This window comes from Compostibacillus humi (assembly GCF_014637175.1).
In the GTDB taxonomy this organism is placed as follows: Bacteria; Bacillota; Bacilli; order Bacillales; family Amphibacillaceae; genus Oceanobacillus; species Oceanobacillus humi.
On sequence record NZ_BMEV01000013.1, the window covers coordinates 23,864 to 39,313 of the forward strand.

At 42.9% G+C, this 15,450-nt stretch carries 15 protein-coding genes; 2 read left to right on the plus strand and 13 right to left on the minus strand.

Going from position 1 to position 15,450, the window contains the following annotated elements; translation table 11 throughout:
- Positions 1 to 274: 274 nt before the first annotated feature.
- Positions 275 to 499, plus strand: coding sequence for a helix-turn-helix domain-containing protein (locus tag IEV18_RS05030; protein ID WP_010651078.1), 225 nt, complete (start codon positions 275 to 277; stop codon positions 497 to 499).
- 108 nt (positions 500 to 607) lie between these two features.
- On the opposite strand, the gene IEV18_RS05035 is transcribed toward IEV18_RS05030, so the two are convergent.
- The 4 genes from IEV18_RS05035 to IEV18_RS05050 all read right to left on the minus strand — a co-directional run bounded on the left by IEV18_RS05035 (position 608) and on the right by IEV18_RS05050 (position 4,321).
- Positions 608 to 1,051 carry an acyl-CoA thioesterase gene (locus tag IEV18_RS05035; protein ID WP_188391288.1) on the minus strand — a complete coding sequence of 148 codons (444 nt, stop codon included), beginning with the start codon at positions 1,049 to 1,051 and terminating at the stop codon, positions 608 to 610.
- Positions 1,052 to 1,127: 76 nt separating this feature from the next.
- The gene (gene sdhB / locus IEV18_RS05040) at positions 1,128 to 1,895 is read right to left on the minus strand and encodes a succinate dehydrogenase iron-sulfur subunit (RefSeq protein WP_188391289.1); all 768 of its coding nucleotides are present in this window, start codon (positions 1,893 to 1,895) and stop codon (positions 1,128 to 1,130) included.
- Between the two features lie 21 nt (positions 1,896 to 1,916).
- Entirely contained in the window at positions 1,917 to 3,671 is a 1,755-nt protein-coding gene (sdhA, locus tag IEV18_RS05045; protein ID WP_188391290.1) for a succinate dehydrogenase flavoprotein subunit, read from the minus strand.
- Between the two features lie 29 nt (positions 3,672 to 3,700).
- Positions 3,701 to 4,321 carry a succinate dehydrogenase cytochrome b558 subunit gene (locus IEV18_RS05050; RefSeq protein WP_188391291.1) on the minus strand — a complete coding sequence of 207 codons (621 nt, stop codon included), beginning with the start codon at positions 4,319 to 4,321 and terminating at the stop codon, positions 3,701 to 3,703.
- A 315-nt stretch (positions 4,322 to 4,636) separates the two neighbouring features.
- Between IEV18_RS05050 and IEV18_RS05055 the strand changes: the two genes are divergently transcribed.
- On the plus strand, positions 4,637 to 5,068 hold the full coding sequence (locus tag IEV18_RS05055; protein ID WP_229733552.1) for a YslB family protein: 432 nt from the start codon (positions 4,637 to 4,639) through the stop codon (positions 5,066 to 5,068).
- 40 nt (positions 5,069 to 5,108) lie between these two features.
- On the opposite strand, the gene uvrC is transcribed toward IEV18_RS05055, so the two are convergent.
- The 9 genes from uvrC to IEV18_RS05100 form a co-directional block, all read right to left on the minus strand.
- Positions 5,109 to 6,890, minus strand: a complete 1,782-nt coding sequence (gene uvrC / locus IEV18_RS05060) for an excinuclease ABC subunit UvrC (protein WP_188391292.1) — start codon at positions 6,888 to 6,890, stop codon at positions 5,109 to 5,111.
- Between the two features lie 74 nt (positions 6,891 to 6,964).
- Positions 6,965 to 7,279 (minus strand): thioredoxin, encoded by a 315-nt coding sequence (gene trxA, locus IEV18_RS05065; RefSeq protein WP_188391293.1) that lies wholly within the window; start codon positions 7,277 to 7,279, stop codon positions 6,965 to 6,967.
- A 143-nt stretch (positions 7,280 to 7,422) separates the two neighbouring features.
- The gene (locus IEV18_RS05070; RefSeq protein WP_188391294.1) at positions 7,423 to 8,397 is read right to left on the minus strand and encodes an electron transfer flavoprotein subunit alpha/FixB family protein; all 975 of its coding nucleotides are present in this window, start codon (positions 8,395 to 8,397) and stop codon (positions 7,423 to 7,425) included.
- 26 nt (positions 8,398 to 8,423) lie between these two features.
- Positions 8,424 to 9,197: an electron transfer flavoprotein subunit beta/FixA family protein gene (locus tag IEV18_RS05075; RefSeq protein ID WP_188391295.1), complete on the minus strand. Its 774-nt coding sequence runs from the start codon at positions 9,195 to 9,197 to the stop codon at positions 8,424 to 8,426.
- Between the two features lie 18 nt (positions 9,198 to 9,215).
- Entirely contained in the window at positions 9,216 to 9,989 is a 774-nt protein-coding gene (locus tag IEV18_RS05080; RefSeq protein ID WP_188391296.1) for an enoyl-CoA hydratase, read from the minus strand.
- Positions 9,990 to 10,039: 50 nt separating this feature from the next.
- Positions 10,040 to 10,627, minus strand: coding sequence for a fatty acid metabolism transcriptional regulator FadR (gene fadR / locus IEV18_RS05085; protein WP_308421541.1), 588 nt, complete (start codon positions 10,625 to 10,627; stop codon positions 10,040 to 10,042).
- A 137-nt stretch (positions 10,628 to 10,764) separates the two neighbouring features.
- Complete coding sequence (locus IEV18_RS05090) at positions 10,765 to 12,447, minus strand: long-chain-fatty-acid--CoA ligase (RefSeq protein WP_188391297.1); 1,683 nt, start codon at positions 12,445 to 12,447, stop codon at positions 10,765 to 10,767.
- A 190-nt stretch (positions 12,448 to 12,637) separates the two neighbouring features.
- Positions 12,638 to 13,045 carry a DUF350 domain-containing protein gene (locus tag IEV18_RS05095; RefSeq protein WP_188391298.1) on the minus strand — a complete coding sequence of 136 codons (408 nt, stop codon included), beginning with the start codon at positions 13,043 to 13,045 and terminating at the stop codon, positions 12,638 to 12,640.
- Positions 13,046 to 13,109: 64 nt separating this feature from the next.
- On the minus strand, positions 13,110 to 15,449 hold the full coding sequence (locus tag IEV18_RS05100) for an endonuclease MutS2 (RefSeq protein WP_188391299.1): 2,340 nt from the start codon (positions 15,447 to 15,449) through the stop codon (positions 13,110 to 13,112).
- Position 15,450: the final 1 nt, after the last annotated feature.

Consider the following 15,450-nt stretch of genomic DNA (forward strand, 5'->3'; position numbering starts at 1 on the left):
CACCATTCTTTATGGAATATCATATCATAGATAACATGATTTTGTGCCTATGAAAAGCTATAATTTTTGTTATCAATAACGGTTTAGTGCTTTGAAAAATGGCTATTGTCCCAATCACATTGCCATCAATAATAAATCAAGGGAAATATGTACAAATAAAGCTTATTTTGTGACAAATATCCGCACTTATTTCTTTCCCCGACATAAGCTAATATTGACTAAATAATTTCCCTCAACACATGCAGCTCTATGGAGAGCAAGGAGGGGTTAACATTTGAAGGACAACGAGTATAAACCGAAGCAATTATTGACTAAACGCGAAAAAGAAGTATTCGAACTGTTGGTACAAGACAAAACAACAAAAGAAATTGCCCAGGAATTGTTTATATCAGAAAAAACAGTCCGTAACCACATATCAAATGCTATGCAAAAATTAGGAGTGAAGGGGCGTTCACAAGCCGTTGTAGAGCTACTCCGCATGGGTGAGTTAAAGCTCTAGGATCAGTTCACCGTACTCCTCTTTTACGTATGGTTTGTGTAACACTGGTCCGTTCTACGGCTTGGCGGCATGTATACAGAAAAACCGGTAAAATTAACCGGTTTTTCCTCATTTCTCTTTTAATTTTTCTTTCATCGATTCAGTGAGCGGTTTTGGCTTTCCGGTCAGAGCGTCAATAAAGACGACACGTCCTCTTCCGGTTAAAGTAATTTCCTCTTTTTCGTTTGTTGTCATGTAATGCAAATCAAAGGATGTACGACCGACAGAATTCGTTTTGACAAAAACCTTTAATTTCTCGTTAAAAAACATTTGCCGATGATAATCACATTGCAAATCGGCAACGATAACTGCTCCTTCATGGATTGCCATTTCTTCCATAAATCCGATGTGCTGAAGAAAATCAATTCTCGCCTCTTCGAAATAAATAAAGGCCGAGACATTATTGACGTGCTGATACATATCCGTTTCCGAAAACCGTACTTTAATCGGAATAAAAAAATGAAATTCCTTTTTCCATTGTTCAAAGTCTTCAATATATGGTATTTTTTTCAACGTCTCCACTCCTGACAATTGATTCGGTTAGTAAATATAAAAACAGCCCTTACCTGAAAGGAAAGGGCTATTTTTCTTAATGGGCATTATCGCTTCCGAAGAAGTTTTTAAATGCTTGAATATTTGTCGCACGGTTCATCGCTGCAATCGATGTCGTCAATGGAATTCCTTTTGGACAAACTTGAACACAGTTTTGGGAGTTGCCGCAGCCGGTAATTCCGCCGTCTTGCATGAGTCCTTCTAACCGTTCGCTTGCATACATTTCTCCAGTCGGATGGGCATTAAAGAGCCGCACTTGAGAAATAGCAGCAGGTCCGATAAAGTTGGATTTATCGTTCACATTCGGACATGCTTCGAGACAAACTCCGCAAGTCATACACTTGGACAATTCGTATGCCCACTGACGTTTCTTCTCCGGCATCCGCGGGCCAGGTCCTAAGTTATGGGTTCCGTCAATCGGAATCCAAGCTTTAACTTGTTTCAGCGCATCGAACATTCTTTCCCGGTCAATGACTAAGTCACGGACTACTGGGAAGGTGGACATCGGCTCCAGGCGAATTGGATGCTCTAATTGATCTACAAGAGCCGCACAAGCCTGTCTCGGAACCCCGTTAATGACCATGGAACAAGCTCCGCACACTTCTTCCAAACAGTTCATATCCCATGCTACCGGAGTAGTCTTTTCTCCCTTAGCATTTACCGGGTTTTTTTGGATTTCCATCAATCCGGAAATAACGTTCATATTTTTCCGGTAAGGAACTTCAAACGTTTCTTCGTATGGTTCTGAATCCGGACTGTCTTGCCGTGTTATAATAAACGTTACTGTCTTTTGCTGTTCAGCCATTTTCCTTTGCTCCCCCCTGTATTAATGTTTTTTTGTATAGTCACGTACCCTCGGCTTAATTAAGGAAACATCTACATCTTCATAGCTGAATTTAGGCGCTTCATTCTCAGCATCAAATTCAGCGATTGTTGTCTTCAGCCATTCTTCATCATTACGTTCAGGGAATTCCGGTTTATAATGTGCCCCGCGGCTTTCGTCCCGATGATATGCACCTAATGTGATAACCCGTGCTAAATGAAGCATGTTCTTCAATTGACGGGTAAACATTACCCCTTGGTTGCTCCAGCGGGATGTATCGTTGACGTTAATATTTTCCCAGCGTTCCAACAGCTCTTGAATTTTCTCGTCTGTCTTCAGCAGTTTCGGATTTTCCCGTACTACGGTGACGTTGTCCGTCATCCATTGTCCAAGCTCCTGGTGCAGCTGGTAAGCATTTTCATTGCCATCCATCTTCAGCATTTGCTCAAATTTCTCTTCCTCTTCACGTACGCGACTATCAAATAATTGAGAGGAGAAGTCTTCTGCATGTTTTTCCAGTCCTTCTATATATTCAATTGCTTTCGGACCAGCAACAGAACCGCCGTAAATGGCAGATAACAAGGAGTTGGCACCGAGACGGTTTGCTCCATGCTGCGAGTAGTCACATTCTCCAGCAGCAAAAATTCCCGGTATATTCGTCATTTGATCGTAATCAATCCATAATCCGCCCATCGAATAATGCACAGCCGGGAAGATCTTCATCGGAACTTTACGCGGATCTTCACCCACGAATTTTTCATAAATTTCAATAATACCGCCAAGTTTAACATCCAGCTCTTCCGGATCCTTATGGGAAAGATCCAAATATACCATGTTTTCCCCGTTAATTCCGAGTTTTTGATTTACACAGACATCAAAAATTTCCCGGGTAGCAATATCCCGAGGCACCAAGTTACCGTAAGCAGGATATTTCTCCTCCAAGAAATACCATGGTTCCCCGTCTTTATACGTCCAGATGCGGCCGCCTTCTCCACGGGCAGATTCACTCATGAGACGCAGTTTGTCGTCCCCTGGAATTGCCGTCGGATGAATTTGGATAAATTCGCCGTTTGCATATTTTGCCCCTTGCTGATAAAGGATGCTGGCAGCAGATCCGGTATTAATCATCGAGTTTGTGGACTTGCCGAAGATAATTCCAGGTCCGCCTGTTGCAAAAATCGTCGCATCAGAACGGAATGCTCGAATCTCGTGGGATTTTAAATTTTGAACGACGATTCCGCGGGATACTCCGTCTTCATCGAGTACGGCCCCGATAAATTCCCAGCCTTCATATTTCGTGACAAGTCCTTCTACCTCATATCGGCGAACTTGTTCGTCCAATGCATATAGTAATTGCTGTCCTGTCGTTGCTCCTGCAAATGCAGTACGGTGATGCTGAGTCCCTCCAAAACGGCGGAAGTCTAGCAACCCTTCCGGAGTACGGTTAAACATTACTCCCATCCGGTCAAACATATGTATTATTCCAGGCGCTGCTTCACACATTGCTTTCACTGGCGGCTGGTTTGCCAAGAAGTCTCCGCCATACACCGTATCATCAAAGTGAATCCAAGGAGAGTCCCCTTCCCCCTTCGTATTAACCGCACCGTTAATACCACCTTGAGCACATACAGAGTGAGATCGTTTTACTGGAACAATAGAAAATAGATCTACGCTTACACCTGCTTCAGCAGCTTTCAAGGTTGCCATCAGTCCTGCCAACCCACCACCGACAACAGCAATTTTACGCTTCTTCAACATAGTACTCACTCTCCTTCTCTGTCAGTCAATTATACTCCGTAAGCAAATTGAATTAATGTCCGAACGCCTAAATAGCTCACTACTAAAAATACGATCAATGTTGCATACGTAGCAACCCGCTGCGATTTTGGCGTTTGTGTAATTCCCCAGGATACGAGGAAGCCCCATAAGCCGTTGGCTAAGTGGAATACAGCAGATATAACCCCAATAATATAAAACCAGAACATAATTGGATTCGACAGGATGCCTTCCATTAAGCTGTAATTCACTTCCGCATTGCCTAAGGCTACTTGGACACGAGTTTCCCAAACGTGCCAAACGATAAATACTAACGTAATAATCCCGGTTAGGCGCTGCAAGCGGAACATCCAGTTACGGAAAAAGCTAAATCGTTTCGTATTGTTTTTTGCTGTAAATGCAATATATACCCCTAATATTGCATGGTACAAGAGCGGCAAATAAATGACGAAAATTTCCAGCAGCAATACAAATGGAAGGTTCGCCATAAAGCCGGCCGCCTTATTAAAACTTTCCTCACCATACACGGCAAAATGGTTGATGAATAAATGCTGTACCAAAAAGATTCCAATCGGAACAACACCTAATAAAGAATGTAGTCTTCTGTTGAAGAATTCACGATTCTGCACCATGTATCCCCCCTCTAGTAGAATTATAGTCTTCCCTGTTCAATTTTTTAAGTAAAGCGCTTTTATCAAGACTTCTTTTAAAAAATTGAACATTTCTTAAACAACTTTATTGTACTTCTAACTCCATAAAGCGTCAAGGAGACCCCGGGCAATTTTCCCGCAAATATCTGAAAACATTCACTATATTGTTTATAGGAAAATAATCAAATAAGTACCACCCTTCTGAACAAACAATCAAGACTAGGAATCTTGATTAAAATTGGAATTAATTAGATAATATTATGTACTGACAGCTTGAACTGAAGGGGATGAACATTGGTGTCAACAAAGTTATTGAAAATAGATGATTTGAAACAATTGCACGCCTCCGGAGCGGGTTACGATATGATCCGATATATCGGTTTGCCTGATATATTAGGAAAAGAACGGGATACGATGCTTTATTTCATGGGAAAAAGTCTGGCAAGAAAGTTCGAGATTGAAACATTGGAAGATATTTATTCTATTTTCTCCATTCTTGGATGGGGCCGGCTGGAACTAGTAAAGGAAAAGAAGAAACAGCTTACCTTTCACCTATTGGATGATTCCATCGTTTTGCGCCTAAAGGGACCGCTGGACGTTGATTTTCGCCTGGAAGCTGGATTTCTGGCAGAAGCGGTACAACGAATTACGGAGAGAGAATGCGAATGCCAAGAAGAAATACATAAACGGATTCATCAAGTGAAGTTTGATTGCTTCTATATAGAATGACATAAAAAAGCTGCTCTTCCTGACGGAAAAAGCAGCTTGCTTAGTTTTTAGGCTGATTTAAATGGTCAATAATATTTTCAGCGACATTTTTAGGAATTCCCAGTTTCGTAATATTTTCCACACTAGCTTTTTTTATTTCTTCAATAGACTGAAAATGGGTAAAAAGTAATTTTCTTCGCTTTTCCCCTACCCCCGGGATTTTGTCCAATTCAGACTGGAAGGCGTGTTTTCCCCGCAGCTGCCGGTGAAAGCTGATGGCAAAGCGGTGCACCTCATCCTGTATGCGCTGGACTAAATAGAATTCCTGAGAATTTCGGGCCAATGGCACCGGTTGGGGCGGATTCCCATATAACAATTCGCTCGTCCGGTGCCGGTCATCTTTTGCTAATCCGCAAACAGGGATATCTAAATTCAATTCGTTTTCCAGCACGTCTAATGCAGCATTCATTTGCCCTTTTCCCCCGTCAACGACGATTAAATCCGGCAATGGAAGGTTTTCCTTTAATACCCTCGTATACCGGCGGCGGATGACTTCTCGCATCGTTTCATAATCATCAGGACCTTCTACTAATCTTATTTTATATTTTCGATAGTCCTTTTTGCTCGGTTTTCCATCAATAAAAACGACCATGGCCGATACCGGATCTGTTCCTTGGATATTAGAGTTGTCAAATGCTTCAATCCGATGCGGGGTTTCTATATTCATCGCTTCCCCTAATTTTTCCACAGCGAGAATCGTTCTTTCCTCATCCCGCTCAATCAGATGGAACTTTTCTTCCAAAGCTATTTTCGCGTTTTTCATCGCCAATTCAACTAAGTCTTTCTTTCTGCCGCGAAAAGGGGTATGGACATCGACATGGAGCAATTTTTTAATCAAGTCGACATTCGTACCGATTGGCACGAGAATTTGCTTCGGTTTAATATGCTGCTTATGCAAATAAAATGCGCCAATAAAACTGAGAAAGGCTTCGTCCGCATCGTCGAAAAACGGGAAGATGGAAACGTCCCGTTCGATTAATTTCCCTTGCCGGACGAAAAACACTTGAACGCACATCCAGCCTTTATCATAGCTGTACCCAAAAATGTCCCGGTCCACTTCGTCGTTTAACGTCATTTTCTGGCGTTCCATTACCGCTTCAATATGCTGAATCTGATCCCGCAGTTCTTTCGCCCGTTCAAAATTCATTTCCTCGCTTGCTTCGTACATTTTTTTCTCAAGGGTCTTTTTAATTTCTTTATAGCCCCCTTGAAGAAAGGACGTAATTTCTTGAACGATGGCCTGGTATTCCTCTTTGGACGGCGGCGTTTCACTGCAGGCCAAGCATTGGTTCATATGATAATAAAGACAAGGCCTGCCGGGAGGATTATTGCACTTCCGCAACGGGTAAAGACGGTCCAGCAGTTTCTTCGTTTCCTTTGCAGCGAGCACATTCGGATAAGGTCCAAAATATTTCCCTTTATCTTTTTTAACTTTCCTCGTTATGAGCAATCTCGGATGACGTTCGGTCGTAATCTTTAAATAAGGATAAGATTTGTCATCTTTTAGCATGACATTGTATTTCGGATCGTATTTTTTGATCAAATTCATTTCCAATATGAGTGCTTCCGCTTCCGAAGACGTGACCATATATTCAAAATCAGCAGTTTCCTGGACGAGCCTTTGGGTTTTCTTGTCATGGGCCCCGGTAAAATAAGAACGGACACGGTTGCGCAATGTCTTCGATTTGCCGACATAGATGACCGTTCCGTGTTTATCCTTCATTAAATAACAGCCCGGCTGCGCTGGCAAAATGGCGAGTTTTTCCTGAATGATTTTATTCATTATGTTCCATTCCTTTAAATTGCTAAACTTTAGAAAATCCCCTGTCACCAATGTAACAAGGGATTGTTCTGCTTTTATGCATGTTTGTTAATTAAATCGACTAACACTTCTTTCGGCTGATAGCCAATTGCCTGGTCAACGACATTTCCATCCTTAAATAGCAACAAGGTAGGAATGCTCATCACACCAAATTTGCTTGCTGTTTCCTGATTTTCGTCTACATCCAGCTTGACGATTTTTACTTTTTCACCCATTTCCTGGTCAATTTCTTCCAAAATAGGTGCAATCATTTTACAGGGGCCGCACCATGGTGCCCAGAAATCGGCTAATACTAACCCTTTTGATGTTTGCTCTGCAAAATTTTGATCTGTAACATTTTCAATTGCCAACGTTATACCCTCCTCGAATAAAAGATAAAATATTTAAATCTAGTATATCACCATTATTATGTACTTCCTAATACTTTGCTTATTCCAAAGGCAGCGATTATTTTTTCACGATAAAAGACGGCCTCGTAAAAGGCCGCCATTCCTTACCCAACTTTTACTTTTTTCAATTCTTCAATCAGCATTGGCACTACTTCGAATAAGTCGCCGACGATGCCGTAATCGGCAATATTGAAAATATTAGCCTCCGGATCTTTATTAATCGCAACGATAACTTTCGAGTTGGACATTCCTGCTAAATGCTGAATCGCGCCGGAAATTCCCACCGCAATATATAAATCCGGAGTTACGACTTTCCCTGTCTGTCCAATTTGCAGCGAATAGTCACAGTATTCCGCATCACATGCTCCGCGGGATGCCCCGACCGCACCGCCTAAAACCTCGGCCAATTCGTAAAGCGGCTTGAATCCTTCTTTGCTTTTCACTCCGCGTCCGCCGGCAACAACCACTTTTGCTTCGGATAAATCGACCCCGTCAGACGCTTTCTTAATAACTTCTTTCACGATCGTTTTTAAATCTTTCACATCCACATCTACGGAACGAATTTCACCGCTGCGGGATGGATCTTCTTCCAATTTCGCAATGTTGTTTGGACGAATGGTAACAAAAGTTAACCCGTCTTTAATTACTTTCTTTTCAAATGCTTTTCCGGAATAGATCGGGCGAATAAAGACAGGCTGATCCCCATCTTTTTCAATATCTACGACATCCGAGACGAGTCCCGTATTGAGACGGCTGGCAAGCTTCGGTGATAAATCTTTGCCAATGGATGTGTGGCCCATGACAATGCCATCCGGAGATTCCTGTTCAATAACTGCTAGTATTGCTTGGCTGTACCCTTCCGAAGTATACGTTTTCAAATTGTCGTGTTTCACAGTTACGGCCCGGTCTGCGCCATGATAGATTAAATCATTGGCAAGACTTTCTAAGTCGTCCTCACCGCAAACAACTCCGACTACTTCGGCATCCGCATCAATCTTTTTCGCAGCAGCAATTGCTTCAAAGGAAACATTTCTCAGTTCATTATCTTTTCTTTCTGCAACGACTAAAATTTTACTCATTTTATTCTCTCCCTTCTGCCTGCACCTTATAGTACTTTCGCTTCATCTTTTAATAGGGCAACTAATTCTTTCACTTGCTCTTTCAGTTCCCCTTCCAAAATTCGTCCCGCTTGTTTTTCAGGCGGCAAAAACACTTCCACCGTTTCCGTTTTCGCTTCCACATCGTCTTCATCGAGGTCTAAATCATCCAGCTCCAATTCTTCCAACGGCTTTTTCTTCGCTTTCATAATTCCTGGAAGGGACGGATATCGTGGTTCGTTCAATCCTTGCTGGCAAGTAACCAATAGCGGCAGCGTAGTTTCAATGATTTCTACGTCTCCCTCTACGTCCTTTTCAATCGTTACCTTATCCCCATCAATTTTTAATCCGGTAATCGTCGTTACGTAAGGAATTCCCAGCAAGTCCGCCACACGCGGCCCGACTTGTCCGCTTGCTTCATCAATGGCGACATTTCCTGCAAGAATTAAGTCTGGCTCTTTATCTTCAAAAAACGCTTCCAAAATTTTCGCCGTCGTATACTGGTCTCCATCTTCCAAATCGTCCTCGGTATTGATCAGGACCGCTTTATCTGCACCCATGGCCAAAGCAGTACGAAGCTGCTTTTCCGAATCTTCATCGCCGATGGTGACAACGGTTACTTCCCCGCCATGCTCATCCCGCTGCTTAATGGCCTCTTCAATGGCGTATTCATCGTACGGATTGATGATATATTCCGCACCGTCATCTTCAACTCTGCCGCCGGATACGTTGATTTTTTCTTCGGTATCAAATGTTTTCTTCATTAAAACGTAAATATCCATCTGTAAACCTCCCACTGTTTATTTATCTTGAAATACTGGCTTCCGCTTTTCTAAAAATGCTTGTACCCCTTCTTTTGCATCCTCGTTGCCAAAAACTTCACTAAAGGCAATCGCTTCTTCCGTCATCCCTTTTTCAATCGGTTCGTTTTCTGTTAATGCAACTAATCGCATCACACGCTGAACTGCCGGCTTGCTCATGGAGGCAATCCGTTCCGCCATTGCCTTGGCCACATTATGTAACTCATTTTCTTCCACTACTTTTGTAGCAAGGCCATAGTGATAGGCTTCCTTGCCTGTGATCGGATTCCCGGTAAGTATCATTTCGTACGCCTTATCTTTTCCTACATAGCGAGGCAGTCTTTGGGTTCCGGCAAATCCGGGAATAATTCCTAATGTTAATTCAGGAAGACCAAGCTTCGCATTTTCCGTCACGATGCGAATATGGCATGCCATCGCCAGCTCCAGGCCGCCGCCCAATGCTGCACCGTGTATTGCAGCAATCACTGGAACCGGGAAATTTTCCAGGCGCAGAAACAAGTTTTGGCCATTTTCGGCTAACTTCCTGTAATCCGATGATTCCTGCAAGGATACAAATTCTTTAATATCTGCTCCTGCGGAAAAAAATCTCCCCTCTCCCGAGAGAACAATTGCTTTCGCCGCCTTTTCTTGTTCTATCCGATCCAAAATCTCGCCTAATTCCTGTATGATTTTCGTCGAAAGCGCATTTGCCGGAGGACTTTGAATCGTTACATATGCGACGTTATTTTCCAAATGGTACGCAACCGTCGTCATCCTATCCCTCCTTTATTTTCATTATAGCGGAAATTATCAAAAATTTAAACTTATTTCTTAATTCCCGATATTCCGTCTAGTAATAGCTGGTGTACTTGGGGTACTTGCTCCATCAAATCGTATTTCCTTTCCTTCATTACCCAATTTGTCACAATTTCGTCCAATGTTCCGAAAATCATCTGTCTGACAACCGGTATCATTAATTGCTCCCGGAACAGTTTTTGCTCCATTCCTTCCTGGACAATTTGATCAATTATGTTCAAGTATGGCTTTAACACTTGATTGATCTGCCTGCGCAGCTCATAGTTTGATTGTCTTAATTCCAATTGGGTAACAATCGCCAAATGGGGATTATTCGACAATTGGCTAAAATGCATTTCAATTAATGTATATAGCTTTTCATCGGCAGACGTTTTCCGTTCGGTTTCTTCTTTAATTTTTTCGATAAACTGACCCATTTTTTCTTGAAACACGGTGACAAGAATATCTTCTTTATTTTTGAAATAAAGATAAATTGTCCCATCGGCCACCCCGGCTGCCTTTGCAATTTTGGACACTTGGGAGCCGTGAAAGCCATTTTCCGCGATGACTTGAACTGCTGCTTCAATAATTTTTCGATATTTTGGTCTATTTTTCATTTTAATCTCCTTCATTTCTTAACAATAATAAAAAAACATCAATAATGAATGAATCATCATTCATTATTGATGATAAAGGATAACAACATTCGTTGTCAATATAATTCTCCGTTTATCTCTTTTTTAACCCTTTCCTTCTATACGGAAGTAATCTCCTTTTCTTCTTCGACTAACTTTCTCCGCAAAATTTTCCCGACGGCAGTTTTCGGCAATTCGTCACGGAATTCATAAATTCGCGGCACTTTATAGGCTGCCAAATGTTTTCTCGCAAAGGTGTTTAACTCTTCCTCCGTCACGTTTGCTCCTTCTTTTAACACGACATAAGCTTTCACCGTTTCCCCGCGATATGGATCCGGCACGCCGGCAACGACTACTTCCTGAATTGCTTCATGTTCGTAGAGCACCTCTTCCACTTCTCTCGGATAAATATTGTAGCCGCCTGCAATAATCATGTCTTTTCTGCGGTCAACGACATAGAAATACCCATCTTCATCCATGTAGCCTAAATCCCCGGTAAAAAGCCATCCGTCCTTTAGCACTCGGTCCGTTTCTTCCGGATTCTTCCAGTAACCTTTCATCACTTGCGGACCTTTTACCGCCAATTCGCCGATTTCTCCCGCTGCTGCTTCTTCCATGTCTCCGTCCATTTTAAAAATTTTCGCATCCGTATCTGGCCACGGCACACCGATACTGCCGTTCACTCGTTTATCCCATACGAAATTAGCATGGGTGACCGGTGACGATTCTGTTAATCCGTACCCTTCCACGAGGCGGCCTCCCGTTACTTTTTCAAACTGCTCCTGCACTTCTACCGGAAGCGGGGCAGATCCGCTAATACAAGCTTCAATGGAGGACAGATCATATTTTTTAATATCCGGATGTTTCAGCAAGCCGATATAAATCGTAGGTGCGCCAGGGAATAGCGTCGGACGTTCCTTTTCAATTGTTTTCAGCACATCTTGGGCATCAAATTTAGGCATTAGAATCATTTTCGATCCGTTCATGACGGAAAGATTCATGACAGCCGTCATGCCATAGACGTGGAAAAATGGCAATACGGCCAATACCGACTGGGGCTTAGCTTTCGTTTTATATAACCAGGCATCGCACATTTCCACATTGGAAACTAAATTATAGTGGGTGAGCATTACGCCTTTCGGATTCCCGGTCGTGCCTCCCGTATATTGCAATAAGGCGAGATCTTCCACCGGGTCGATGTCATGCTCAACATAATCGGTCCCTGCCTGTTCCATTATCCTCGTCCAGACGTGCTGATTTTCTGTTTGCTCTACTTTCACAACCATATTGTATTGCCGTTTTTGGATAAAAGGATAAATTAAATTTTTCGGAAAAGGCAAGTAGTCCTTAATTCCGGTAACAATCGTATGCTTTACATCCGTCCGGTCCCGTACCTTCGATACCCGCGGCAGCAAAATGTCTAAACAAACGATAAATTTCGCTTCCGAATCCAACAGCTGGAATTCCAGTTCCCGTTCCGTATAAAGCGGATTCGTTTGGACGACAATTCCTCCAGCCATTAGCGCCCCGTAATAGCTAATGACCGATTGCGGGCAGTTCGGCAGCATAATGGCGACTTTGTCCCCTTTTTGCAAGCCGAGGGATTGGAGGTAACTCGCCATTTTTCTTGCCTGCGTAAATAGTTCCTTATAGGTCAGTTCCTTGCCCATGAAATGAAGCGCTTTCAATTCCCCGTTCTTTTCAGCGGTTTCGGCCAAAAAATAATGAAGCGGCTTTTCCGAGTAATTGATGCTCGTCGGGATTTGTTTCGGATAATGGTTATGCCAGGGTTTTTTTTCCATTGCATCTCCTCCTTTATATCTATACTATAACCATTATACCGATTAATTTCTATTTTTTGAAATTTTATTTAATTATTTTTTTCAGAGAAAATATAAAATCCCGGCAATAATAAATAAAATGGCTACTACAATAAGAATCTTTGCTAATCTTTCAAATACCACGATGTTTTCTCCCTTCATGTACAACGTTCTACTTGATATTTGCTCCGATGACGAAGGATAGACCGATGGAAATCAGCATGGATATAAACCCTACTGCCTTATTTCCTTTTCCGATTTCTTCATCTACGTTAATGTTTGGCGTTAAAAATTCAAAAATAAAATAGCCGATCAATAATAAGAGAAACCCGTATGCGCCCCAGCCGATACTTTGCAAAATCGTATCATTATGCTCGATGGAAAACCGGAAAATCGTAGCGATGCCAAACAATTTTCCGCCCGTAGCCATGGCAACGGCAAAATTGCCTTTCCGAATTTCTTCCCAATTTTTATAGGAAGTTACGAGTTCAAATATTGCTAAGAAAACTAAAGTGCAAAGAATAACAACACTATATCTTGCTGCTGTAATGACGATGATATTTTCCCAAAATCCTGACATGGCGATCTCCCTTTCCTCCATGTAAGTGTGATGCATTCAGAAAGAATACTGAATGCATCGGATATTATTTAAATTCAATAACGGTAACGCCGCTGCCGCCTTCTCCGCTGCCTCCCGGCCGGAAAGCTGCGATGGACGGATGGCTTTTTACGAATTCTTGTACCCCTTTTCTCAAGGCGCCGGTTCCTTTTCCGTGGATAATCGTTACTTTCGGATAACCGGCAAGCAAACTGTCATCAATGTATTTCTCCAGTTTTCGCAGCGCATCTTCATACCTTTCCCCGCGCAAATCCAGTTCGAGAGGGACATGGTAGTTTGCGCCTTTAATTGTTGCGATCGGATTTTCGGTTTCTTGCTTTTTCTTGCCGACAAACTGAAGGTTTTTCCGTTCCACTTTTACTTTCATAATTCCTACTTGAACGATATACTCATTGTCGCTTACCTTTTTCAGCACTTCGCCCTTCTGATTAACGGTTGTAAGAATAATTTCATCACCCGGGTGAAGCTCCCTTTGTTCAGTTCGTCTTGTCTCTGTATTTTCTTGTTTATCCGTTAAATCCGGTGCCAGTTCATCCAGCAATTTTTTCCTTTCAATCCATTCATGTTCCTTAAATTGGGCTTGGTGTTGCCTATTTCGTAAGTCAGCAACAATCTTTTCCGCTTCTTCTCTTGCTTTTTGTACTGCCTTTTCAGCCTTTTCTTCCGCCTTCTTGTAGAGAATTTCTTTTTCATGCTGGAATTGGTTCCACGCCTTCAGCAATTCCTCCCGCAGCTGTTCACTTTCAGCAAGAATCTCGTGGGCTTTTTCGTAATCTTTTTCCGCCTGCAGCTTAGATTGTTCCAACGAAGCGATCATGTTTTCCACATTTTTTGAATCGAGGCCGATAAGTCCTTTCGCCCGCTGGATAATACGTTCGTCCAATCCAAGCCGTTGGGAAATCTCAAAGGCATTGCTCCTGCCCGGAATTCCGATCATGAGCCGATACGTCGGCTGCAATGTTTCCACATCAAATTCTACGGATGCGTTTACTACTTGTTTCCGATTGTACCCGTATGCTTTTAATTCGGGATAATGGGTTGTTGCGATAACCCGGGCGCCTCTGTCTATTACCTCATCGAGAATTGCCATCGCAAGGGCTGCCCCTTCGCTCGGGTCGGTTCCAGATCCGAGCTCGTCAAAGAGGACGAGGGACTCATGGTTGACACGGCCGATAATATCGACAATGTTCGTCATATGGGAAGAAAAGGTGCTTAAATTTTGTTCAATCGACTGTTCATCCCCGATATCGGCAAACACTTCTTTAAATACGGAAATCGTGCAGCCGTCCAAGGCTGGGACTTGCAGTCCGGCTTGGGCCATAAGCGTACATAGACCTACCATTTTCAGCGTGACCGTCTTCCCGCCGGTATTAGGCCCGGTAATGACAATGGCCGTATAATCTTCCCCAATGGCAATATCATTGGCGACAACTTCTTCTAACGGAATTAAAGGATGACGTGCCAGCTGCATTTTAATGACGCCTTCATTGTTTATATTTGGGGTTACCGCCCGCATTTCCCTGCCGAACAGTGCCCGGGCATAAATAAAATCGATTTGCGCCAATGCCGCCACATTTTCTGTCAATAATGTTGCAGCTTCCCCGATGTCTCTGCTCAATTCCCTTAAAATCCGCTCTATTTCTTCTGCTTCTTTCATCACTTTTTCCTGCAGCTGATTGTTCAGTTCCACAACTGCCTTCGGTTCCATAAATAACGTTTGACCCGAGGCAGACTGGTCATGAACAACCCCGCCAATGATGCTGCGGTATTCCTGTTTTACCGGGAGGACATAACGGTCATTGCGTATCGTTACAATCGCATCGGATAAATATTTGCTGTTTGTTCTTGTATATTGTTCAAGGCGGCTGCGAATCCGATCCTCCAGCGAACGGATTTCTCTGCGGATCGTTCTTAAGGTCATCGAAGCTTCATCGGCCACATTCCCCTGGTCATCAATGCAATGTTTTATCCTTTGTTCCAATTCCCTTAATGGAGTAATCTGCTCGGCTAATGACTTTAAGTACGGGAGATTCAGTTCCAGCTGTTCGAAAAATTTCTTCACTTGTCGTCCGCCATATATCGTATTGGCAACGTCTAAGCATTCCTTTGCCGACAGCACTCCCCCGATTTGGCTCCGCTTGATGCTTGGACGGATATCGGATATTCCGCCAAGCGGGAGATGGCGATCCAGTCGGACAATTTGTGCCGCCTCATCGGTTTCCTGTTGCCGTTGTAATACTTCGTCATAGTCCGAGGAAGGCTCTAAACTTTGCACCAATTCTTTCCCTAATGAAGTAGATGCATGAGCTTCCAGCCGATTTCGCACTTTATCAAACTCAAGTACTTTTAAAACTCGTTTATTCATG